The organism is Arthrobacter sp. 210 2 (assembly GCF_059093025.1).
This window is the reverse complement of record NZ_JBNHIE010000006.1, coordinates 233,940-255,016: the sequence shown is the minus strand read 5'-3', so window position 1 is coordinate 255,016 and position 21,077 is coordinate 233,940. Positions and strand designations below refer to the sequence as shown.

General features: G+C 66.1%; 23 protein-coding genes. 4 read left to right on the top strand and 19 right to left on the bottom strand.

Features of this window, described 5'->3' with window-relative positions; all coding sequences use genetic code 11:
- Window positions 1-331: 331 nt before the first annotated feature.
- Entirely contained in the window at window positions 332-718 is a 387-nt protein-coding gene (locus tag AC5RWA_RS13710) for a DUF1844 domain-containing protein (protein WP_079595872.1), read from the top strand.
- A 171-nt stretch (window positions 719-889) separates the two neighbouring features.
- Here the strand turns inward: AC5RWA_RS13710 and AC5RWA_RS13705 are convergent, their stop codons facing one another.
- The 8 genes from AC5RWA_RS13705 to AC5RWA_RS13670 all read right to left on the bottom strand — a co-directional run bounded on the left by AC5RWA_RS13705 (window position 890) and on the right by AC5RWA_RS13670 (window position 7,108).
- Entirely contained in the window at window positions 890-2,179 is a 1,290-nt protein-coding gene (locus AC5RWA_RS13705; RefSeq protein ID WP_115525012.1) for an MFS transporter, read from the bottom strand.
- Between the two features lie 56 nt (window positions 2,180-2,235).
- Window positions 2,236-3,111 (bottom strand): SseB family protein, encoded by an 876-nt coding sequence (locus tag AC5RWA_RS13700; protein ID WP_115525013.1) that lies wholly within the window; start codon window positions 3,109-3,111, stop codon window positions 2,236-2,238.
- Between the two features lie 28 nt (window positions 3,112-3,139).
- Window positions 3,140-3,886: a bifunctional 1-(5-phosphoribosyl)-5-((5-phosphoribosylamino)methylideneamino)imidazole-4-carboxamide isomerase/phosphoribosylanthranilate isomerase PriA gene (gene priA, locus AC5RWA_RS13695; protein ID WP_115525014.1), complete on the bottom strand. Its 747-nt coding sequence runs from the start codon at window positions 3,884-3,886 to the stop codon at window positions 3,140-3,142.
- 38 nt (window positions 3,887-3,924) lie between these two features.
- On the bottom strand, window positions 3,925-4,086 hold the full coding sequence (locus AC5RWA_RS13690; RefSeq protein WP_181884810.1) for a hypothetical protein: 162 nt from the start codon (window positions 4,084-4,086) through the stop codon (window positions 3,925-3,927).
- Window positions 4,087-4,875 (bottom strand): imidazole glycerol phosphate synthase subunit HisH, encoded by a 789-nt coding sequence (gene hisH, locus AC5RWA_RS13685; protein ID WP_115525015.1) that lies wholly within the window; start codon window positions 4,873-4,875, stop codon window positions 4,087-4,089.
- A complete protein-coding gene (hisB, locus tag AC5RWA_RS13680; RefSeq protein ID WP_115525016.1) occupies window positions 4,872-5,498 on the bottom strand; it encodes an imidazoleglycerol-phosphate dehydratase HisB in 627 nt (208 codons plus the stop codon). Before hisB ends, hisH begins: the two co-directional genes overlap by 4 nt.
- A 64-nt stretch (window positions 5,499-5,562) precedes the next feature.
- The gene (locus AC5RWA_RS13675) at window positions 5,563-6,681 is read right to left on the bottom strand and encodes a histidinol-phosphate transaminase (protein WP_494058009.1); all 1,119 of its coding nucleotides are present in this window, start codon (window positions 6,679-6,681) and stop codon (window positions 5,563-5,565) included.
- 82 nt (window positions 6,682-6,763) lie between these two features.
- Complete coding sequence (locus AC5RWA_RS13670) at window positions 6,764-7,108, bottom strand: LysM peptidoglycan-binding domain-containing protein (protein WP_494058008.1); 345 nt, start codon at window positions 7,106-7,108, stop codon at window positions 6,764-6,766.
- A gap of 469 nt (window positions 7,109-7,577) precedes the next feature.
- On the opposite strand from AC5RWA_RS13670, the gene lexA reads away from it, so the two are divergent.
- The gene (lexA, locus tag AC5RWA_RS13665) at window positions 7,578-8,315 is read left to right on the top strand and encodes a transcriptional repressor LexA (RefSeq protein ID WP_494058007.1); all 738 of its coding nucleotides are present in this window, start codon (window positions 7,578-7,580) and stop codon (window positions 8,313-8,315) included.
- Window positions 8,316-8,392: 77 nt separating this feature from the next.
- Here the strand turns inward: lexA and AC5RWA_RS13660 are convergent, their stop codons facing one another.
- On the bottom strand, window positions 8,393-10,450 hold the full coding sequence (locus AC5RWA_RS13660; protein ID WP_494058006.1) for an ATP-dependent DNA helicase: 2,058 nt from the start codon (window positions 10,448-10,450) through the stop codon (window positions 8,393-8,395).
- Window positions 10,443-12,020, bottom strand: a complete 1,578-nt coding sequence (gene hflX / locus AC5RWA_RS13655) for a GTPase HflX (RefSeq protein WP_476246854.1) — start codon at window positions 12,018-12,020, stop codon at window positions 10,443-10,445. The genes AC5RWA_RS13660 and hflX overlap by 8 nt, the downstream gene beginning before the upstream one ends.
- Before the next feature lie 445 nt (window positions 12,021-12,465).
- On the opposite strand from hflX, the gene AC5RWA_RS13650 reads away from it, so the two are divergent.
- Window positions 12,466-13,089: a class I SAM-dependent methyltransferase gene (locus tag AC5RWA_RS13650; protein WP_494058005.1), complete on the top strand. Its 624-nt coding sequence runs from the start codon at window positions 12,466-12,468 to the stop codon at window positions 13,087-13,089.
- Here the strand turns inward: AC5RWA_RS13650 and dapF are convergent.
- From dapF to AC5RWA_RS13620, 6 genes are all read right to left on the bottom strand, one after another.
- Entirely contained in the window at window positions 13,061-14,005 is a 945-nt protein-coding gene (gene dapF, locus AC5RWA_RS13645) for a diaminopimelate epimerase (protein ID WP_494058004.1), read from the bottom strand. The genes AC5RWA_RS13650 and dapF overlap by 29 nt on opposite strands.
- A 42-nt stretch (window positions 14,006-14,047) precedes the next feature.
- Window positions 14,048-14,944, bottom strand: coding sequence for a tRNA (adenosine(37)-N6)-dimethylallyltransferase MiaA (gene miaA / locus AC5RWA_RS13640; protein WP_494058003.1), 897 nt, complete (start codon window positions 14,942-14,944; stop codon window positions 14,048-14,050).
- 3 nt (window positions 14,945-14,947) lie between these two features.
- Entirely contained in the window at window positions 14,948-16,507 is a 1,560-nt protein-coding gene (gene miaB / locus AC5RWA_RS13635; RefSeq protein WP_275729000.1) for a tRNA (N6-isopentenyl adenosine(37)-C2)-methylthiotransferase MiaB, read from the bottom strand.
- A 3-nt stretch (window positions 16,508-16,510) separates the two neighbouring features.
- The gene (locus tag AC5RWA_RS13630) at window positions 16,511-17,017 is read right to left on the bottom strand and encodes a regulatory protein RecX (RefSeq protein WP_115525043.1); all 507 of its coding nucleotides are present in this window, start codon (window positions 17,015-17,017) and stop codon (window positions 16,511-16,513) included.
- 147 nt (window positions 17,018-17,164) lie between these two features.
- The gene (gene recA / locus AC5RWA_RS13625) at window positions 17,165-18,220 is read right to left on the bottom strand and encodes a recombinase RecA (RefSeq protein ID WP_079595873.1); all 1,056 of its coding nucleotides are present in this window, start codon (window positions 18,218-18,220) and stop codon (window positions 17,165-17,167) included.
- 210 nt (window positions 18,221-18,430) lie between these two features.
- Complete coding sequence (locus tag AC5RWA_RS13620; RefSeq protein ID WP_115525025.1) at window positions 18,431-18,655, bottom strand: DUF3046 domain-containing protein; 225 nt, start codon at window positions 18,653-18,655, stop codon at window positions 18,431-18,433.
- A gap of 41 nt (window positions 18,656-18,696) precedes the next feature.
- On the opposite strand from AC5RWA_RS13620, the gene AC5RWA_RS13615 reads away from it, so the two are divergent.
- Entirely contained in the window at window positions 18,697-19,224 is a 528-nt protein-coding gene (locus AC5RWA_RS13615; protein WP_079595480.1) for a MarR family winged helix-turn-helix transcriptional regulator, read from the top strand.
- A gap of 95 nt (window positions 19,225-19,319) precedes the next feature.
- Here AC5RWA_RS13615 and AC5RWA_RS13610 read toward each other — a convergent pair whose 3' ends face one another.
- The 3 genes from AC5RWA_RS13610 to pgsA form a co-directional block, all read right to left on the bottom strand.
- Window positions 19,320-19,772 (bottom strand): helix-turn-helix domain-containing protein, encoded by a 453-nt coding sequence (locus AC5RWA_RS13610; protein ID WP_079595481.1) that lies wholly within the window; start codon window positions 19,770-19,772, stop codon window positions 19,320-19,322.
- 182 nt (window positions 19,773-19,954) lie between these two features.
- A complete protein-coding gene (locus AC5RWA_RS13605) occupies window positions 19,955-20,434 on the bottom strand; it encodes a CinA family protein (protein WP_115525026.1) in 480 nt (159 codons plus the stop codon).
- Window positions 20,431-21,075, bottom strand: a complete 645-nt coding sequence (pgsA, locus tag AC5RWA_RS13600) for a CDP-diacylglycerol--glycerol-3-phosphate 3-phosphatidyltransferase (protein WP_494058002.1) — start codon at window positions 21,073-21,075, stop codon at window positions 20,431-20,433. The genes AC5RWA_RS13605 and pgsA overlap by 4 nt, the downstream gene beginning before the upstream one ends.
- Window positions 21,076-21,077 lie beyond the last annotated feature (2 nt).

Here is a 21,077-nt window from a genome sequence, read left to right as displayed (position 1 = left end):
TGTTGTGGAATCCGGCAAATAGAGAAGGCCCCCAACTGCCGGAGCAATCGAAGGCCTCTGAACGGTTGGTGATGCCGGTCCCGCGAAAGGACAGCATGCAAGGTCCCCGGCGAACGCCGGCGCCTTGCCCAACCAGGTACCCGGCAACCTTGCGTCCCGGAGATGTTCAAGGAGAACACTCGGAACAGCGGCTGACGCGGGTGGGAGAGAACTCCGCTTGCAAACTGCATGCCATTCTACAGAAAAAATTCCCGTCAACGCAGCGAAGCGCCGGTGGGAACCGAATCTCTGAAATAACGACATCCAGTTGGTCTGTGTCAAGCTTACCAGTATGAGCACCCCAGACAGTAATTCATACGTTTTCGAGTCCGCCGACGCCAGCGGCGACGTCTCCCAGCAGATCCGCGACATTTCCGAGGTACCGGCCATCGAGGTCATCACCACCGCCGCCGTCCACCTGATGAGCGCCGCAGCCGTCAAGCTCGGGCTTGCCGCGGAGGACAACGCCGAGGAACTGAAGGACCTGGACGAGGCCCGGAAACTGATCACTGCGCTGGCAGGCCTGGTGACCGCAGCTGCGCCCGAGATCGGCTCCCAGCATGCAGGACCCTTGCGCGACGGACTGCGTTCGCTCCAGCTTGCCTTCCGCGAAGAATCCCTGATCCCGGATGCCCCCGGGAAGGGCCCGGGCGAGAAGTACACCGGCGCCGTCAACTGATATCACGCAATGACACCGGCTGCCTGACGCCTTAGGGCCAAAGCAGCCACGACGACGGCGGGCCGACCTCGAGGGGTCGGCCCGCCGTCGTCGTTGGTACAGGCCTCCTGCCCCACTTCCGGTGAGGCGGCAGTCCATCCGTTGACCCACAGCAGCCGTGTGCTGGGAAGGTCAGGCGGCCACCCTGCGGCGGCGGAGCTGGAGAACCAGGCCAACGAGGCACAGCAGGACGCCCGCAACCCCCACGGATACGAACCCGCCGGACGGACCCATGCCGTCGATGAAGATCCCGGCGAGCGGCGCGCCCAGGGCAACTCCGGCGGTCAGCGCCGAGCCATACCAGCCCATGGCCTCCCCGCGGCGCTCCTCGGATACCAGGTCCGCCACTTTCTCGGAGGCTGAGGAGAGCACCGGAGCACACAGGAGTCCCGGCAGGATCGAGAACAGGGCCAGTGTCCAGGTGTCGTGGGCGAATCCCATGGGGATGGTCAGTGCCGCCATGCCGAGCAGCAGGACAATCGGCGCGACGGGCCGGTGCATGGCGCCGTAGACAAGCCCGCCCACCACTGACGCGGCGCACCAGAACAGGAAGACAATGCCGATTTCGCTCTGGCGGCCGCCGGTTTCCAGGGCTGCCACGATACCCACGTCGGTGCCGCTGAGCACCATTCCGGCGCCTGCCGCCACGGCAAAAAGCGCGGCCACGGTGGCGGTGAACCAGGCGAAGTTTCGGGCCACCTTGCTGCGGAGTCCGGGCGTCGCCGTAGCTCCGGCCGGTACCAGCTCGGCAGCCGCCTCCTGCACGTGGGCCGGGGCGGAGGACACGACGGCGACTTCCGCGGCATGGCGCTGGTCAGCGGCACACTCCGCGCTCTGTTCGGGGCTCCGGGTGGGCGGATTGAACCAGATCAGGAAGAGCCCGGCCAGTGATGTGGAGACGCCCACCACCGTCAAGCCGGCGGTGGTGTAGCCGCTTGTGGCGACCACTGCGCCCGCGGCCGGGCCGATCATGAACACCATCTCGGTGGTGATGGCGTCCAGGGCGAACGCGGTACGCCGCTGGTCGCCGTCGGCCAGCACGCCCAGGGACTGCCGGACCACGCTGAAGATGGGCAGGGTAAGCAGGCCGCCCACGAACACCAGCGGCAGGAGCCACTGGTAGGACACGTGCGGAACGATGGACCAGATGACGGTTTCCGAGATGACGGACGGGATCAGGGCCCGTCGCAGGCCGGCGGTGTCCACGCGCCGGCCCCGCCAGGGGGCACCAAGGGCGATGCCGATGGTCATGACGGCCGCTGCCGCACCGGCGGCGGCGTACCCCTCGCCGAGGGTCAGGACAATGTGGAGGGTCAGCAGGACTCCGGCAGCTGAATGCGGGATACGGGCGACCATGCCCACAAGGAGCAGGCGCCGGATGGGCCGGACGGCGAGCAACTCCCGGTAGAGAGCGAAATTCACGAGGTGATCCTTACGTCTGCCGCAGCGGACCGGGGGTCACCCCGCACGGCTGCCGGCTACTGTGCTGCGCGCCGCAACTTGATCTCGATTGAGTCGACCCGCTCCCCAAACAATACATTCCGTGACCACTGGGCCTGGAGTCCCGCCACCAGTTGCTGAACCCCTGCCGCGTCAAGGCCGTCTTCGAGGTAAAGCACCACCTGCAGCTCGGGTCCGGCTCCTCCGCCCGGCATGGCGGATCCGTCGGCCGTACGGGACGCCACTCCCCCGCCGGGCAACAACTCGATGCGCCGGACAGCGGGAAAATCCGCCGCGGCCCGGCCCATTTCCGCCGCGAGTTCCCCATCCATGTAGGAGGGGGTCCAGTCCTGCTGCTGGGCAAGGGCCCACACGGCAGGCCGGCGGACCACAAAGGTGACCTCGGCCCCGGGATCCAAAACCAGGAGTTCGGCGCCCTCAGCCACCGCAGACAAGGCAGCACGGGCTGCATAGACGGCTACCGGCCGGGCGTCCGGATGCCAGCTGGCCAGCGCCGCAACCGAGGTGAACGCTGGCATGGCGGTCCGGCCGTCTGCGGCTTTCAGGGTGACCAAAGCCATGTCAGCCTGCTTATCCGCGTGCAGGCCATGGGCGGATTCCCCTTCTTCGGCGAGCTGGGCAACGATGGGAATGAAGACCCGGGCGGTGGCCAGGGAAGCAACAACGGCTGTTTCGTCCGCTGCGCCTGCCCGGAGGTCCGCGACGGCGGCGAGGTAACCGGCGTCAGCCGATCCGTCATCGTCCTCGAAGTTGTGGATCCTGGCGTCGTCGCCGGCGAGGCTGCGGCCCGCCCATGGCTGGCCGGCGGAGTCCGTGGCACCTCCCGCGCCTGCCAGTGCTGCCGCGATGTGCCCTGGAAGGGGACGCGGTGCGGGTGCTTCGTGGTTGGCCATGCTGCGAATGGTCCCTGTTGCCGCGCCCTTAGCGGCGGCCGGCGACGTCGAGGGCTTCGGGAAGTGTGAAGGCCCGGGCGTACAGCGCCTTGCCTACGATTGCGCCTTCGACACCGAGCGGCACGAGCGAACGCAGGACCTTCAGGTCGTCCAGGCTGGAGATGCCGCCGGAGGCCACCACGGGCTTGCCCGTCTTCTCCACCATCTGGCGCAGGAGTTCGACGTTGGGACCCTGGAGCGTGCCGTCCTTGGTGACGTCGGTGACGACATACCTGGAGCAGCCTGCCTCTTCAAGGCGGCCCAGGACCTCCCAGAGGTCCCCGCCTTCCTTGGTCCAGCCGCGGCCGGCAAGGGTGGTTCCGCGAACGTCCAGGCCGACGGCGATCTTGTCGCCGAAGCGGTCGATGGCCCGGCGCGTCCAGTCCGGATTTTCCAGGGCGGCGGTGCCCAGGTTTACGCGGGCTACGCCGAGGTCCAGGGCGGCCTCGAGGGTTTCGTCATCGCGCAGGCCTCCGGAGAGTTCCACGTTGATGTCCAGCCGGCCCACCACTTCCCGGAGCAGTTCAGCGTTGGATCCTCGTCCAAAAGCGGCATCCAGATCCACCAGGTGCACCCATTCCGCGCCCTGCTGCTGCCAGTTCAACGCGGCCTCCAGCGGAGTGCCGTAACTCGTTTCGCTGCCCGCTTCGCCCTGGACCAGCCGGACGGCCTGCCCGTTCACGACGTCAACGGCGGGCAGCAGTTCAAGAACCGGCAGATCGTTAGCGGTGGTCATCTTCATCCTTCAGGGTTGGGGCAGGGTGGGCCGGGCCGTCAGTTGGCCGGCAGCGTCAGCAGGTAGGCGGCAAGCAAAGCCATGCCCGCCAGGACGTAGAACGATATTTGGGTCCAGAGCGGCTTGTGCTGCTGCCGGAAGGACAGGGCTCCGCCCACCAGCAGGCCGGCGAGGGCCATCAGGACAACGGACCACAGCATCTAGGCGTTGCCGCCGGCCGGCTCTGAAGTGTCGCCGGCGGCCGGGTTCTCCGCAGCCGGGGCATTGCCGCCGGCAGCGGGGCGGCGCAGGGCCTCCACCCAGTTCCGCAGCAGCCGGGAACCGGCATCGCCGGACTTTTCCGGGTGGAACTGCGTGGCACAGAGCGGGCCGTTTTCGACCGCCGCGATGAACGGGGCGCCGTGCTCCGACCAGGTGACCAAGGGCGCCGCCATCCGCGGCTGGATGACGTCGAAGTTCCATTCCTGTACTCCATAGGAGTGCACAAAGTAGAACCGCTCGTTTTCAACCCCGGCGAAGAGCTTGGAGCCCTCCGGCACCTTCACCGTGTTCCAGCCCATGTGCGGCACCACGTCCGCCGGGAGGAGCTCGACTTTCCCGGGCCACTCCCCGATGCCTTCGGCCTCGGTGCCGTGTTCGACGCCGGCCTCGAAAAGCACCTGGAGGCCAACGCAGATACCGAGGACCGGGCGGCCGCCGGCAACCCGCCTGCCGATAAGGCGGATGCCGTCCACGGCCTTGAGTTCGCGCATGACGGTTTCAAAGGCGCCGACGCCGGGGACCACCAGGCCGTCGGCGTTCAGGACATCCTCGGGCTTGGCGCTGAGGACCACCTCGGCACCGGCCCGTTCCAGGGCGCGCACGGCCGACCGGACGTTGCCCGAGCCATAGTCCAGGACGGTGACCGTGGGCTTTCCCTCCGGCGAGGGCAGCTTCCGGGACGCAGAAGGATCGATGATGGCCCCGTCTTTCAGGACCTGGCCGCTCACAGCGCGCCCTTGGTGGACGGGATGCCTTCAACGCGGGGATCCGGCTCCACGGCAGCGCGCAGCGCCCGGGCGAACGCCTTGAACTGCGCTTCCACGATGTGATGCGGGTCGCGGCCCGCGATCACGTTCATGTGCAGGCAGATCCCTGCGTGCAGCGTGATGGCTTCGAAGATGTGCCGGGTCAGGGAGCCTGTGAAGTGGCCGCCGATGAGGTGGTACTCCTGGCCGGCCGGCTCGCCGCCGTGCACCAGGTAGGGCCGTCCGGAAACGTCCACGACGGCGTGGGCCAACGCTTCGTCCAGGGGAACGGTAGCTTCGCCGAACCGGCGGATCCCGGCTTTGTTGCCCAGGGCGGTGCGCAGTACCTCGCCGAAGGTGATGGCGACGTCTTCCACGGTGTGGTGAACATCAATATGGATGTCGCCGGTGGCCTTCACCGTCATGTCGATGAGCGAGTGCTTGCACAGCGCCGTGAGCATATGGTCGTAGAACGGCACGGACGTGTCGATGTCCGAGATGCCGGTGCCGTCGAGATTGATTTCCACGAGCACGGACGACTCGCTGGTGGCACGCTCCATGCGCGCAGTCCGGGAGGCGGCCGCGTTCGATCCGGTGGAAGTCATGGTCAGGTGTCCTTTAAGGCAGAAGGTTTGATTTTGGGGGCGCCCAGCGCCCGGTAGGTCAAGTCTAGGCTGGAAGGGCAGCCTGGCTTGCAAGGATGCTTTCCAGGGACGTGAGGAAGGCTGTGGTTTCGGTCTCAGTGCCGGCGGTCACGCGCAGGTGGCCGGGGATTCCGACGTCCCGGATCAGCACACCGGCGTCCAGCAGCTGCTGCCAGACGTCGTGGGGCCGATCCAGTCCGCCGAAGAAGACAAAGTTGGAGTCCGAGGCAGCGGGCTTAAGGCCCATACGGGTCAGCTCCGAGACGATCCGGTCACGCTGCCTCTTGATGTCCTCAACATCGGCCATCAGTGCTTCGCGGTGCTGCAGGGCGGCCAGGGCCGTGGCCTGGGTGACGGCGGACAGGTGGTAGGGCAGCCGGACCAGGCGCAGGGCGTCCGTGACTTCGGGTGCCGCGGCCATGTAGCCCAGCCGGGCGCCGGCCAGGGCAAAAGCCTTGCTCATGGTGCGGGTGACAATGAGCCGCTCACGGCCCGGCAGCAGGGTCAGGGCACTCGGCGTGCCGTCGTGGGCAAATTCGTGGTAAGCCTCGTCCACGATCACGATCGTCTGGCTGGCCTCACCGGCGGCATAGACGCCCTCCACAACATCCAGTCCCAGGCCCGTGCCGGTGGGATTGTTGGGCGAGCTCAGGAAAACGATGTTTGGCTGCAGTTCCTTGACCTGGCGTGCTGCGGATTCGGCGCTGAGGCCGTACCCCTCGGCGCGTTCGCCTGTGATGTATTCGGTGTCGGTGCCGCTGGCGAGCAGCGGGTACATCGAATACGTGGGAGGGAAGCCCAACGCCGTCCGGCCCGGACCGCCGAATGCCTGCAGGATCTGCTGGAGCACCTCGTTGGAACCGTTGGCAGCCCAGAGATTGGCCTCATCCAGTCCATGCCCCAGGTATTCGGCCAACGCCTTCCGAAGCTCGGTGAACTCCCGGTCCGGGTAGCGGTTGAGCCCGGCGGCGGCCTCTGTTACCGCGGCGCTGATGGCGGCCCGTACGTCCGCGGGAACACCGTGGGTGTTTTCGTTGACGTTGAGAAGGATGGGGACATCCAGCTGGGGCGCCCCATAGGGGGTCAGCCCGCGGAGGTTGCTGCGGAGGGGAAGCCGATTCAGACGCTCAAGCTGGTCATTCACCTGAACAGTTTAGTGGCCGTTCCGGAGACCGGAAAATGTGACGGCCCCTGTTCGCGCTCAGCGTGCACGGACTTCTGCGGCTTCAGCGGGTGGGGACGTAGAGCTGCTGCCCGGGGAGAACTGCTCCGGCCGGCAGGTTGTTGAGCTGGACGATGTCCGCAATCACATCGCGGGCGTCCCGGTCAGGGGCAACGGTGCCCGCGATGGCCCACAGCGATTCGCCGGGCTGGACGGTCACCGTGACGGTGGGTGTCACCGACAGGTCCTCCGGCGCATCGGACGCCTTGGCCGGCGAGTTGAAGAACCCCGCCAGGGAAAGCAGCAGGGCAGCCAGCAGCACCAGCGGAATCCCGATCAGGACAACCTTGCCCCGGCGCGTCAGTCGCAACGGCGGCAGGGGTGCCGGCTTGCCCGGGAACTCCGGCATACCCGCCGGCCCCTGCGAGGACCGGGACCTGTTCCGTTGCGACAGAAGCTGGTGTGCGGACTGATGGGAATGAACGCGCGGACCCTTGGCCTGCGAAGCGGATATAGCTGACATGAACTGAGCCCTCCTGGACCGTACTGTGCTGCCCGACCTTGCTGCTTCTATGTCCCGCTCCGCTGCTGCACCGCCGGCACTCCGGCTGGTTCTTCGAAAAACGCACGCTGTATTCGAATGATGCAAGCCTCGAGTAGAACACATGTTCGAACTTTGCTTCTTCAGTTTTAGCACCTATCAACGAACAATGTCGAGACTCGCTAGAACAAATGTTTGAAAAAGCAATGTGGCTGGCCTAGTTTTGAAGGAAAGAACAACCACCCTTGAACTTGATCAGCAGGGTCTGACATTGAGGGAAGCTCACCCAGTCCGGCGCAGCGACAAGCCCGGTGGCAACCGAAAGGCATTGGCGAATATGGCAGCAGCAGCCACCGGGGGCAGGGCAGCCCCGCAGCCGAAGAAGACCGCCAAAGGGTTGACGCCCCGGCAGAAAAAAATCCTCGAAACCATCCAGCGCTCCGTCAATGACAACGGCTATCCGCCGTCCATGCGCGAGATCGGCGATACCGTAGGGCTCGCAAGCCTCTCAAGCGTGACGCACCAGCTCTCGCAGCTGGAGAAGCTGGGATATCTCCGCCGGGATCCGAAGCGGCCGCGCGCCATGGAGGTGCTGATGCCCCTCACGCTGGACGGCGGGGCGGCCAAGACGGCACACCAGCCTGCGGACGCTTCGGCGCCTGGCGCCGGCGCAACAGTCACCGCACTGCCCACGGCACTGGACACGGCAATGGTTCCCTTGGTTGGCCGCATTGCTGCCGGCGGCCCCATCCTGGCGGACCAGCTGGTGGAGGATGTCATGCCGCTGCCCCGCCAACTGGTGGGCCAGGGCGAGCTCTTTATGCTCAAGGTGGCTGGTGACTCCATGGTGGACGCAGCCATCTGCGACGGCGACTGGGTGGTGGTCCGCCGCCAGGCGGACGCCGCCAACGGCGACATCGTGGCCGCGCTCCTGGACGATGAAGCCACCGTCAAGACCTTCCGCCAGCGTGACGGCCACACATGGCTGCTCCCGCAGAACACGCAGTACGAACCCATTCTTGGCGACCACGCCACCATCATGGGGAAAGTGGTCTCGGTCCTGCGCTCACTCTAGGAATAACAGGGCCTGTTACAGCCACACTCTGTAAAAAGACGGCACCATTCCCGGATCCCGGGCATGGTGCCGTCTTTTCAGTTGGACTCCCCGGCCAGCCGCTCAAGGGCCGCCACCGCGGTCTTCCGGTCCGTGGTGGCCCAGAACGGCGGCAGGGCAGCCCGCAGGAAACCTGCATACCGTTCCGTGGCCAGCCGGGAATCCAGCACTGCCACCACTCCCTTGTCGCCGGTGGACCGGATCAGCCGGCCGGCACCCTGCGCCAGCCGAATGGCGGCGTGAGTTGCCGAGACCGACATAAAGCCGTTTCCGCCGGCCTGGGCCACCGCCCGGGAACGCGCTGTCATCAGGGGATCATCCGGCCGCGGGAACGGAATCCGGTCGATGACCACCAGCCGGCAGGACCCGCCCGGCACATCCACTCCCTGCCAGAGGGACATGGTGCCGAACAGGCAGGTGTCGGGCTCGTCGGCGAACTGTTTGACCAGTGCCGTCATGGTGGAGTCGCCCTGGCAGAGGACGGTCACGCCCAGCTTGGGCCGGAGGGCCTCGGCCGCTTCTTCAGCGGCGCGTCTGGAGGAGAAGAGGCAGAGCGCTCCGCCGCCCGACGCGCGGATGAGCGCCTCCAGCTCAGCCAGGGATTCAGGGGACGCACCCCGGCCAGGCTTGGGCAGGTGCCCGGCCACGTAGAGGATGCCCTGTTTCGGGTAGTCGAAGGGCGATCCCACGTCCACGCCGGTCCAGCTGGGAGCGCCCTCGCCCACCAGGCCCAGCCCGCCTGCGGCCGGTTCAAATGCGGAACCGATGGCAAGCGTGGCAGACGTCAGGACCACGGTGTGGCCGGCGAAAAGCCCCTCCCGCAACCGTCCGGCGACGGACAGCGGTGCGATGTTGATCAGGGCCGGCGCTGTTTCGTCCGCCTGTGAATAGCCCTGGGCGGGATCAAAGGAGCTGGCGCGGGAAATCCACACCACCTCGCGGTTCTCGCGGGCAGCGAGGAGCCGTTCGCAAAGTTCCAGGATGAGCATCAGACGGGACCGCGCAAGCTGCCTGCCGCCGTCGGCCGTGGTGCTGCTGTCCCCCTTGGAGTCGGACAGCGCCGCGCGGCAGGCCTCACGCAGCTGGTCGATGCAGTCCAGCTGTTCGTCATTCAGCCCGTTTGGAAGCAGCCCGTTGGGCACGCCCGCGAGGGCGAGCTCGAGGTTCGCGGCTGCGGCGTTGAGCGCATCCACCGTGATGGCCGTATGCTTCCGCGCCCCGGAAGCTGCCGCGTGGATCATGGCCACCGAAAGCTGGCCCGACACCGCACCCGTGACCCTGTCCTGGAGTTCATGGGCTTCATCCACCACCACGACGTCGTATTCCGGAAGGACCGCCAGGCCCTCGAAAGCGCTGACAGCCAGCATCGCGTGGTTGGTGACCACAACGTCGGCTTCCGCGGCGTCCTGCCGGGCAAGCTCGCTGAAGCATTCCGCAGCCATCGGGCACTTCTGGGCGCCCAGGCATTCCATCGACGTCACTGACACCTGTCGCCATGCCCGGTCCGTTACGCCGGGCAGGAGTTCGTCACGGTCGCCGGTTGTGGTCTTCTCTGCCCATTCACGAAGGCGCACCACTTCTTTTCCGAGCTGGGACGCGGGTCCACCCACCGTAGCTGCGAAGTGGGGAACGCTGGTGTCCTCCCCCAGCGAAAAGAGCTGGCCCTCGGAAGGTTCCTCGGACGGAAACCCGCCCTCCAGCTTGTGCCGGCAGACGTAATTGGACCGGCCCTTCACCAGGGCCACTTTGACGGGCCGGTCAAGGGCAGGCGTGATGGCTTTGAGGAGCCGGGGCAGGTCCCTGCCCACGATCTGCGTCTGCAGTGCCAGCGTTGCCGTGGAGACCAGGGCGGGTTTGTTGCTCTCCAGGGCGTGCGCGATCAGGGGTATCAGGTAGGCCAGCGACTTACCGGTACCCGTTCCTGCCTGGACGAGCAGGTGATTCCCTGTTTCGATGGCCTGGGCAACCTGTTTGGCCATCTCGTGCTGCCCCGCGCGGCTCTGGCCGCCCATGGCGGCCACGGCCCGGTCGAGCAGTTCGATAACGAACTGCCCGCCGGCCGTGTCCGTGGCTTCGCCGGCCACGGCGTCAGTCATTGCTGATGAATGATTCCAGTTCGGCCGCGAGGCCTTCCCGCACCATCACCACGGCACGGGTACCAGCCTCAACGTGGTCCACGCTGATGATCTCGGCGTCCGACTCGTGGAGCTTGCTGATCAGGTCACCGCGGTTGTACGGAATGAGCAGCTCCAGCTTGACGCTGGGCCGTGGAATGGCGTCGCTGATCGCTTTCAGCAGCTCTGCGATTCCTTCACCGGTGCGTGCCGATACCACTACGTGGCGCGGTTCGCGCTGCTTCAGCCGTTCCACCACGAAGGGGTCCGCGGCATCGGCCTTGTTCAGGACGATGATTTCGGGAACCTTCCGGGCATCCACTTCGCTGAAGACCTTGCGGACTGCGGCGATCTGCCCTTCCGGGTCCGGGTGCGACACATCCACCACGTGCAGGATCAGGTCGGCGTCGGCGACCTCCTCCAGGGTGGAGCGGAATGCCTCCACGAGCTGGGTGGGCAGCGACCGGACAAAACCCACGGTGTCGGCCAGGGTGTACCCCAGGCCGTCCGCCGTCTCCGCCTTGCGGACTGTGGGGTCCAGCGTGGCGAACAGGGCGTTCTCCACCAGGACGCCGGCGTCCGTCAGCCTGTTGAGCAGCGAGGACTTTCCGGCGTTTGTGTACCCGGCGATGGCCACGGACGGGACGGCATTACGACGGCGGTTGGCGCGTTTGGTTTCGCGGGCAGGCTTCATCGCGGCGATCTCGCGCCGCAGCTTGGCCATGCGCGTGCGGATCCGCCGGCGGTCCAGTTCGATCTTCGTTTCACCGGGACCGCGGGAACCCATACCTGCCGCTGCGCCGCCCACCTGGCCACCTGCCTGGCGGGACATGGACTCGCCCCAGCCGCGGAGGCGGGGAAGCAGGTATTCGAGCTGGGCAAGCTCAACCTGCGCCTTGCCTTCGCGGCTCTTGGCGTGCTGGGCGAAGATGTCCAGGATCAGTGCCGTGCGGTCGATGACCTTGACCTTGACGATGTCTTCAAGGCCGCGCCGCTGGGACGGGGCAAGCTCGGCGTCCACCACCACGGTGTCCGCACCGGTGGACATCACGATGTCCTTAAGTTCCAGGGCTTTTCCGGAGCCCAGGAACGTTCCGGGGTCCGGCTTGGCCCGGCGCTGCACCAGGCCGTCCAGGACCTCGGAGCCCGCCGTTTCCGCGAGGGCTGCAAGCTCCCGCAGGGAGTTCTCGGCGTCGGCGAGGGTTCCGTCGGACCAGAGCCCGGCTAGGACGACGCGCTCAAGGCGGAGCTGGCGGTACTCGACCTCGGTGACGTCTTCGAGTTCGGTGGAAAGACCTGCCGTGCGGCGCAGTGCGCGGCGTTCCTCGAGGTCCTGCTGGTCGCCGTCGAACGTGGTGTGTTCTTCATCCAGGCGGGAAATGGCCTGGGCCTTGCCCAGCACCTTCCCGTCTCCGCGTTCGTCGGTGGGGGGCGTGCTGAGGTTTTTGGCCGGTACGTCCTTGGAGAGAATCCGGTCGATAACAGCCTGGATTTCCTCAGGACTCATGTCCTGGGCGGCTGAATCGGATCCGGTGTTGGGCTGGCTGGTCATGGTCTCCTTTGAAGGTTCGGCATTTCCAGAATAGTGCCGATTGCTGGTCTGTGGGGAAGTATTCGCGCTGGGCTGACGGCCTGCGGTCATGCGGTTCTCCTGGGAGGTTTTGCGCCGGGGGCCGGGAAGGGGCGGCGGCGGACGTGCCGCACCAAGTACGGGCGGCGGAACGGAACGGGCCGGAAAAACGGCGAGAGGACCAGCGGAAAGCTGACTTTCGAGTGTTGTCCGGCTGCCGGAGCAAACGGGGATGCGTCTGGTCCGGTGCACAAGCGGAAGGAATAACCTGCATCGCTGCGGGACAGGCTGTCGCGGAAGGACAGGCTTCGGGACGGGCTTTGCCCGTGCCGGCTACTCGAAGATCAGGAACATGCCTCCCAGATTAGCAGAGCGTGATTGGGGGCAGTTTCCCATTACGCTGCAAGGGGAACTACTCTGGCCAGTTATGGAGTCCGCACACTATTTCAGCGCATCGCCCGCCGGCCCCTTTACCCGCAAGCCCCTCACTGTTGAACTGGCCGGTGAAACGCGGAGGCTGCGGACTTCCAGCGGCATCTTCAGCCCGGACGGGATCGACAAGGGAACGGCCATCCTCCTGGCCGAAGTTCCGGCGCCAGCCCCCACGGGCAACCTGCTGGACATTGGCTGCGGCTGGGGCCCGATCGCCCTCACCATGGCCCTGCGGGCACCGCACGCCCGGGTCTATGCCGTGGACGTCAATGAGCGGTGCATCGCGCTCACCAACGAAAACGCCGCCGCGCTGGGCCTGTCCAACGTCGTTGCCAGCACGCCGGAGGCAGTGGACCCGGACGTAGGCTTCGACACCATCTGGTCGAATCCCCCCATCAGGATCGGCAAGGATGAGCTGCACAGCCTGCTGACCCTGTGGCTGCCACGGCTGGCGCCGGGCGGTACCGCCTGGCTGGTGGTGCAGAAGAACCTGGGATCGGATTCCCTTCAGCGCTGGCTTACGGCCGAACTCGGCAGCGCCTTCACCGTGACCAGGGAATCAACGTCAAAGTCCTTCCGGATCCTGAAGGTCAGGAAAGCGTCCCGGTTGCCACAATAACGGCCGGGCCGCTGAGCTCGACATGCTCGTGCCCTCCGGGGCCGGCGAAGAACTTGACGCCCACCACTCCTCCGGGGACGTGGACCCGCCAGGTGTCAGGTGCTTCGGCGCCGGCCCAGTGCCGGATCGCGACGGCGGCTGCGCAGGCTCCGGTACCGCAGGACTGGGTCTCCCCCACACCGCGTTCGTGGACCCTCATGGTGACGGACCCGACGCCGTCGTGGACCAGTGGTTCGGACGGAACAACGAACTCCACGTTGGTCCCGTTGGCAGGAACGGGCTCGACGCCCGGCGGAGTGAACAGCCGGGTTCCCGCCAGTTCCGACAACTCGGCAAGGGCAACCACCGTGTGCGGATTGCCCATGCTGACAGACAGTGCCGGGCGCGGAACTTCCAGGCCGTCGGCGGTCACCAGGGAGTCCATGGCTTTGGCCGTGGCCTCGCCGGGAAAGATGAACTCCCAGGGACCCATGTCCACTGCGTAGTCATCGCCGGTACGGACCACGGTCTTGGCCCCGCCCCGGGTGCCGATGGTGAGGGCACCGCCGTCGGGAAGGTCGATGAGGCCCTCCGAGCGGAGGAAGTGGACGAAAACGCGGACGCCGTTGCCGCACATCTCCGAGAGTGAGCCATCGCCGTTCCGGTAGTCCATGAACCACTCTGCCTCGGGGGTGCCGGCCAGCAGTTCACGCCCCTCGGGGAGGAACCGCGAGGGCACGGCCCGGATGAGGCCGTCGCCGCCTATGCCGCGGTGCCGGTCGCACAGCGCCGCAACCTGATCGGCCGTGATGGTGTGGGCACCCTCGGGATCTGCTACCAGGACAAAATCGTTGCCCGTGCCGTGCCCCTTCGAGAAGCGGAGTCCGCCCAGCGTGCGGAAAGCGGGCGCGGTGGTCTCTGCCAGGGTTGCATCCATGGATCCAAGGGTACCGGCCGTGCCCGGCGGGCTGAAAACCGGCTACCGGCAGAGCGCCGCGGCCCGGTCAAGCAGCTGCGGGTCCTGCCAGTCCAGCCAACTGATCCGGGGGTCTGCACGGAACCAGGTGAGCTGGCGGCGTGCGAACTGGCGGGTGGCAACGATGGTGTCTTCGGCCGCCTCCGCTTGGGTCGCTGTACCGTCGATCACCTGCAGGAACTGGGAGTAGCCGAGCGCCCGGGGTGCTGTTTTTCCTTCGCGCAGCCCCTGCGCGTCGAGCCGCCGCACCTCGGCCAGCAAACCGTTGTCCACCATCGCATGGACCCGCAGCGCCAGACGCTCCCGGAGTGCCTCGCGGTCCACAGCGAGGCCGATTTGCACGGCAGGCTGGACGTACTCCCGCTGCGGCATGAAGGAGCTGAAGGGACGGCCGGTCAGTTCATAAACCTCCAGGGCCCGGATGATCCGCCTGTCATCGGACAGCCGGCCGGCCGAGACCGGGTCCACTGCATGGAGCCGGGCGAGGAGAGCTGACGTACCCTGGGCAACGAGCTCTGCCTCCAGCCGCTGGCGCAGCTGCGGGTCGGTTCCCGGGAATTCCAGGACATCAAGTGCGGCCCGCACGTAGAGACCCGACCCGCCCACCAGGATGGCCCGCTTTCCCCGGGCGTGGATTTCGCCGATGAGCTGCCGCGCCTGTTGTTGGAAATCGGAGACGCTCGCTTCCTGCGTGACGTCCAGGATGTCCAGGAGATGGTGCGGTACTCCCCTGCGTTCGGCCTGGGTGATCTTCGCGGTGCCGATGTCCATGCCGCGGTAGAACTGCATGGCGTCGGCATTGACCACTTCGCCGTCCAGCTCAAGGGCAAGGCTGACGGCCAGGTCAGACTTGCCGGAACCGGTGGGGCCAACGACGGCGATGACTGGCGGGGTGCCCACCGGTCAGCGCGTGCGCAGCGGCAAAGACGGCATGCCGAGGGAGACTCCCGTGCGGCCGGCACCGGAGCCGGGTGCAGGCGCGCCGCAGGAATCCGCCTGGGACCTGTCCCAGGCGTCGCCGGCTCGTGACCGGCGGAGGCTGTAGTCGCCGATGGTGGGGTCGGCCACGAGGTGGAAGGCGGCAGCCTCGGTAATGGTGACTGTCACGAGGTCACCGGGGCGCGGGGCCGGCGCGCCGTCAGGGACGGAAAAGTGCACCAGCCGCTGGTCCTGGGACCGGCCGGACAACCGGTGGGTTTCCCCGGCCTTCCGCCCGGACTGGGCGGTGACCATGACTTCCACGCGGCGGCCCAGCTGCTTCCGGTTTTCTTCCGCGGCGATCCGGTCCTGCAGGGCGGTGAGCCGTTCGAAGCGTTCCTGGACTACTGCCTTGGGCAGCTGGTCCGGCAGGTCTGCGGCGGGCGTACCCGGACGCTTGGAGTACTGGAACGTGAATGCCGTGGCGAAACGGGACTTCTCCACCACGTCCAGGGTGGCTTGAAAGTCTTCCTCGGTTTCCCCGGGGAAGCCCACAATGATGTCCGTTGAGATGGCGGCGTGCGGGATTTTTTCGCGGACCTTGTCCAGGATGCCCAGGAATTTCGTTGACCGGTAGGAGCGCTTCATGGCGCGCAGGATGCCGTCAGAGCCGGACTGCAGCGGCATGTGCAGCTGCGGCATGACATTTGGGGTTTCTGCCATGGCGTCGATGACGTCGTCAGTGAAAGCTGCGGGGTGCGGGCTGGTGAACCGCACGCGTTCCAGGCCTTCGATGTCGCCGCAGGCCCGCAGGAGCTTGGAAAAGGCCTGCCGGTCACCGAACTCCACGCCGTAGGAGTTGACGTTCTGGCCCAGGAGGGTGACCTCGATAGCGCCGTCGTCCACGAGAGCCTGGATTTCGGCAAGGATGTCGCCGGGGCGCCGGTCCTTCTCCTTGCCCCGGAGAGCGGGAACGATGCAGAACGTGCAGGTGTTGTTGCAGCCCACCGAAATGGACACCCAGCCCGAGTAGACGGAGTCCCGCTTGGTGGGAAGCGTGGACGGGAAGACGTCCAAGGATTCCAGGATTTCCAGCTGGGCCTCGTTGTTGTGCCGGGCACGGTCCAGCAAGGCAGGCAAGGCGCCCACGTTGTGGGTGCCGAAGACGGCGTCCACCCAGGGCGCCTTTTTGAGGATGGTTTCGCGGTCCTTCTGGGCAAGGCATCCGCCCACCGCGATTTGCATTCCGGGGTTGGCCGCCTTCACGGGTGCCAGGATGCCCAGGTTGCCGTAGAGCTTGTTGTCGGCGTTTTCACGCACTGCACAGGTGTTGAACACCACAACATCCGCCTGCTCGCCGTCGGCGGGAATGTAGCCGGCGTCCTCGAGCATTCCGGCCATGCGCTCTGAGTCGTGCACGTTCATCTGGCAGCCGAACGTCCGCACCTGGTACGTGCGCGGCTTATGTCCGCCGGACAGCACAGCGGGTGCGCTCTCTTCGGAGGAGTTGGCGCCGGAAAGGGGGGAAGGAATGGTCAAACTCACCTGTTAAGGGTACCGGCTTCCCGGCTGGTCATTGTCGGGAGCGGCGTGCGAATCGAGGACCTCGCCGACGATCCGGAATGCCTGGGATGGCTGGTAGCCCTTGCGCGCAAGCATGGACGCCAGGCGCCGGGTTGCCTTGTCCCGCTCAGCCCGGTCGCCGAGGTCCGTTCCCGGACGGATCTTCCGTTCCACCAGGGTCCGCGCCGCAGCTTCCTCGTCGGCGTCAGAGAGCTGCTCCAGCGCTGCGCTGGCAGTCTCCTGGTCGATGCCCTTCTCAGCGAGTTCACGCCGGAGCGCGCCCTTTGCCAGCTTCCGGGACTGGGAGCGACTGCGAACCCACATGTCGGCGAATTCGGCGTCATCAACCAGCCGGACTTCCTCGAACTTGTCCAGCACCGCCTCGGCGACGTCTTCCGGGATGTTCCGTTCGGCGAGTTTGCGTGCCAGCTGCAGCCGGCTCTTGGCAGAAGCAGTCAGCTGGCGGTAGACGATGGCCTGCGCAACCGACACCGGATCGGGCTCCGCATCGCCAAACCCCGGAGCCTCAGGATCCTCGAACCCGCCCGCCACCCCTTCATCAGGGGCGGCCCGGCGGGCGCCGCGTGGGCGGCCTCCTGCACTCCGGGGCCGCCGCTCCCGTTCACTTCCCGTCAACTGCTAGAACCCGTCGACGGCCTTCAGCTTGGGCGAGTCCTTGGATTCGGGCTCCGCCGGCTTCACGCCGACACCAAGCTTTTCCTTGATCAGGCGCTCGAGTTCAGCCGCCAGCTCCGGGTTGTCGCGGAGGAACCGCCGCGAGTTCTCCATGCCCTGGCCGAGCTGGTCGCCATCGTAGGTGAACCACGAGCCGGACTTCTTGATGATGCCGTGCTCAACACCCATGTCGATGATGCCGCCCTCACGGGAAATGCCCTGGCCATAGATGATGTCGAACTCGGCCACCTTGAAGGGCGGGGCCATCTTGTTCTTGACGATCTTCGCCTTGGTCCGGTTGCCGACGGAATCGGCGCCTTCCTTAAGGGTTTGGATACGGCGTACGTCGATGCGGATTGAAGCGTAGAACTTCAGGGCCTTACCACCGGTGGTGGTTTCAGGGGAGCCGAAGAAAACACCGATCTTCTCGCGGAGCTGGTTGATGAAGATGGCGGTGGTCTTGGTCTGGCTCAGGCGGCCGGTGATCTTACGCAGGGCCTGGCTCATGAGGCGTGCCTGGAGGCCCACGTGGCTGTCGCCCATGTCGCCTTCGATTTCGGCGCGGGGCACCAGGGCTGCGACGGAGTCAATGACGATGACGTCCAGGGAGCCGGAGCCGACCAGCATGTCCATGATCTCCAGGGCCTGTTCACCGGTATCCGGCTGTGAGACGAGGAGGGCATCCGTGTCCACGCCCAGCTTGGCGGCGTACTCCGGGTCCAGGGCGTGCTCGGCATCGATGAACGCCGCGATACCGCCCTGGCGCTGGGCGTTTGCCACCGCGTGCAGGGCAACGGTGGTCTTACCGGAGGATTCCGGTCCGTAGATCTCCACGACGCGGCCGCGGGGCAGGCCGCCAATTCCCAGGGCGACATCCAATGCGATGGAACCGGTGGGGATGACTTCGATCGGGGCACGGACTTCATCGCCCAGGCGCATGACCGAGCCCTTGCCGAACTGCTTGTCAATCTGGGCAAGTGCTGCTTCCAGCGCTTTTGCACGATCCGGGGCTGCCGCCATGGTTGACACCTCTAATGCTTTCTCGATGGTGGCCTCAGCGGCCGTTTATTGGTCATCTCTGACGCTAAGGGGACCCACTGACATTCCTGCCGGATGACGACGGCTATGTGGATAACCCGTTATGGAAAGCATAGCTTTATCCGAACAGGTATTCGAACAGCGGCGCGGCGTGTCAGGGAAATACCGGTGGCGGACAACCGGCAGGGACTGCTAGTCCCGAAGGGGTTTGATGTCGCGTCCCAGCCGCCGTTCCGCAGGAACATCCTGGACATCGCAGACGGCGAGCCACACCTTGCGCGGCTCCACACCGGCGGCCAGTGCCTGGTCTGCAGTCCGGCTGCCTACGCCGGCGAGGACCAGGGTGCTGCTCAGTACGCGGGAGTAGCCTGCACCGAATTCGTCATCCATGAGCCGCCAGTAGTCGCTGATTCGCATCCGAAAATTCTCTCACGCTCCGGGACCCTAGAATTGTTGCCATGAGCAACTCCCCCGATGCACTGCCGGACAGCCGCCCGGACGAAGCGACAGTCGATGCTGCGCTGCAGAACGTCGAACACCAGATCAGCCTGTTCTGGCGCCGGACGCGTGCCATCTCCAACCAGCTGTCCCGCCAGGTCCACCCGGACATGGAGCCGGCAGCCTACGGCCTGCTGACCGTCATCCGGCGCGAGGGCCCCATCCGCCTCACCGACCTTGCCATGAACATCGGCGTGGGCAAGCCGTCCATCAGCCGCCAGATCGCGTTCCTCGAAAGCATCGGGCTGGTGTCCAAGGAGGCAGATCCGCTGGACGGCCGGGCGCAGTCGATCCGGCTCACGCCCAAGGGCGAGGAGAAGATGCACCAGGTTCAGGATGCCCGGCGGCAGGTTTTCCGTGAGCGCCTGGGCGAATGGCCGGTGCAGGACCTGGAAGAACTGGCGCGCTACATGGCGATGCTGAACTCCACCTACGAGCGGGACGGGTTCCCCAAGGACGCGCCCGCATCAGCCGCAGGGCGGGACTGACGAACCGGCCCTATGCCGGACAGCAACGATGAAGCCCCTGGCCAGCGGCCAGGGGCTTCATGTATTCCAAGGCCCACTTCGGGTGGGGGCTGCCCTTAGCGGGCGCCGGAGAGAAGACCGGTGGAAAGTTCGTCGTTGAGTTCGTTGTTAAGGTCGCTTTCAAGGTCACGGCCGTAACGCTGGGAGAATTCCTGGGGAACGGTGTCCGGAACGGCAACGCCTTCGGCTACTGCCACACGGTCGCTGACCTCGCGGAGCATGCTGGACAACGGAACATCCAGGGCCGAGCAGATCGAGGACAAAAGCTCGGATGACGCTTCCTTCTGGCCGCGCTCCACTTCACTGAGGTATCCCAGGGAGACACGGGCGCTGTGCGAAACTTCACGGAGCGTGCGCCCCTGACGCTGGCGGACATCGCGCAGGACATCACCAATTTCGTGACGAAGTACAACCATCTTGCGCTCCTTCTGTTCGCTCTTGGCCTGATCGGCGAGGCCCACATCCTTCCAGCGGACAACGCCGTTTACGGATACGGGCTGCTTTACCATCTGTATCGCCTTGCTCCCTCATTGGTCAGGTCCGCCGTGGGGCGAACCGTCGTGGTGTTTTCATCCTAGGCGCCTCCGCTCTTCGGAAGCGACACAATGTAATAACTAATCGGTACCGGCTTTTGTTCCCGGTAACTTTACGCCCGGTAACTTCGCCGGGACAAGGGCAGCCGGAACCCGGGTCAGGACGACAGCGCTTCGAGCAGCCGTTCAAGGGCAGCGCCGCATGCCTGTCCACGGATCTCAGCCCGGTTGCCGTCAAAAACATACTCGAAGGCTGACGTGCCGGCGGCCGTGGCGATGCCGATGTACACAGTGCCCACCGGCTTCCCATCGTGACCTTCCGGACCGGCTACCCCGGTTGTGGAAAGACCAACATCGGCGCCCAGCACCGTGCGGGCTCCGGCCGCCATGGCGCCTGCAACGTCCCCGTCCACGGACCCAACACTGGCCAGCAGCGCCGACGGGACGTTCAGGACTGATTGCTTGACGGAATTCTGGTAGGCGACGACACCGCCCTGGAGCATGCCGGAAGCCCCGGGGGTATCGGCCAGGACGGCCGACACCATGCCCGCGGTCAGCGACTCGGCAGTGCCTACGGTACGCCCGGATTCAAGGGCCTGCCGCACTGCCTGTTGGGCGAGGTGGTGAAGGTTCGTCATGGCTGTTCCTGTCCCTGGTCGGGCCTTGCCTGCAGCTTCCCCTTGGCCCGGAGGCGCAGCGCTTCAACAACATATTCGACGCCGGTCCAGACGGTGATGATGACAGCAGCCATCATGACGGCGAACGCAACCCAGGCCAGCCAGGGGGCGAAGGCACCCAGCGGCAGGAGGTAGAGGAAGATCGCCGCGGTCTGCACCACGGTCTTGAGCTTGCCGCCGCGGGACGCGGGGATGACGCCGTAGCGGATGACGAAGAAGCGCAGGCCGGTGATGCCCCATTCACGGACCAGGATCACCAGGGTGATCCACCACGGCAGTTCGCCCAGAACCGACAGCATGACCAGGGCAGACCCGGTAAGGAGCTTGTCCGCGATGGGATCGGCAACCTTGCCAAAGTCCGTGACGAGGTTCCGGCTCCTGGCGATGTCGCCGTCGAGCTTGTCTGTGTAGATTGCGACGGCGAACGCCAGCACCGCCGCCCAGCGCCACAGCCCGGACTCGCTGCGCAGGCCGGGCGCATCGGCCAGGAGGAACCAGACGAAAAACGGCACCAGCGCGATGCGGAGCATGGTCAGGACGTTGGGGAGGTTCCAGACCCCGGCACGGCCTGGGCCGGCGGCGGTTGCATCGGTGCTAGTCACGT

Coding starts and splice junctions, on each gene's coding strand:
- AC5RWA_RS13605 (WP_115525026.1), bottom strand. CDS start 20,434: ATGACGAACCTTCACCACCTCGCCCAACAGGCAGTGCGGCAGGCCCTT.
- AC5RWA_RS13620 (WP_115525025.1), bottom strand. CDS start 18,655: ATGCGAATCAGCGACTACTGGCGGCTCATGGATGACGAATTCGGTGCA.
- priA (WP_115525014.1), bottom strand. CDS start 3,886: ATGACCACCGCTAACGATCTGCCGGTTCTTGAACTGCTGCCCGCCGTT.
- recA (WP_079595873.1), bottom strand. CDS start 18,220: ATGGCGGCAGCCCCGGATCGTGCAAAAGCGCTGGAAGCAGCACTTGCC.
- lexA (WP_494058007.1), top strand. CDS start 7,578: ATGGCAGCAGCAGCCACCGGGGGCAGGGCAGCCCCGCAGCCGAAGAAG.
- AC5RWA_RS13660 (WP_494058006.1), bottom strand. CDS start 10,450: ATGACTGACGCCGTGGCCGGCGAAGCCACGGACACGGCCGGCGGGCAG.
- AC5RWA_RS13650 (WP_494058005.1), top strand. CDS start 12,466: ATGGAGTCCGCACACTATTTCAGCGCATCGCCCGCCGGCCCCTTTACC.
- dapF (WP_494058004.1), bottom strand. CDS start 14,005: ATGGATGCAACCCTGGCAGAGACCACCGCGCCCGCTTTCCGCACGCTG.
- AC5RWA_RS13615 (WP_079595480.1), top strand. CDS start 18,697: ATGAGCAACTCCCCCGATGCACTGCCGGACAGCCGCCCGGACGAAGCG.
- AC5RWA_RS13610 (WP_079595481.1), bottom strand. CDS start 19,772: ATGGTAAAGCAGCCCGTATCCGTAAACGGCGTTGTCCGCTGGAAGGAT.
- AC5RWA_RS13700 (WP_115525013.1), bottom strand. CDS start 3,111: ATGGCCAACCACGAAGCACCCGCACCGCGTCCCCTTCCAGGGCACATC.
- AC5RWA_RS13710 (WP_079595872.1), top strand. CDS start 332: ATGAGCACCCCAGACAGTAATTCATACGTTTTCGAGTCCGCCGACGCC.
- AC5RWA_RS13670 (WP_494058008.1), bottom strand. CDS start 7,108: ATGCCGGAGTTCCCGGGCAAGCCGGCACCCCTGCCGCCGTTGCGACTG.
- AC5RWA_RS13690 (WP_181884810.1), bottom strand. CDS start 4,086: ATGCTGTGGTCCGTTGTCCTGATGGCCCTCGCCGGCCTGCTGGTGGGC.
- hflX (WP_476246854.1), bottom strand. CDS start 12,020: ATGACCAGCCAGCCCAACACCGGATCCGATTCAGCCGCCCAGGACATG.
- hisB (WP_115525016.1), bottom strand. CDS start 5,498: ATGACTTCCACCGGATCGAACGCGGCCGCCTCCCGGACTGCGCGCATG.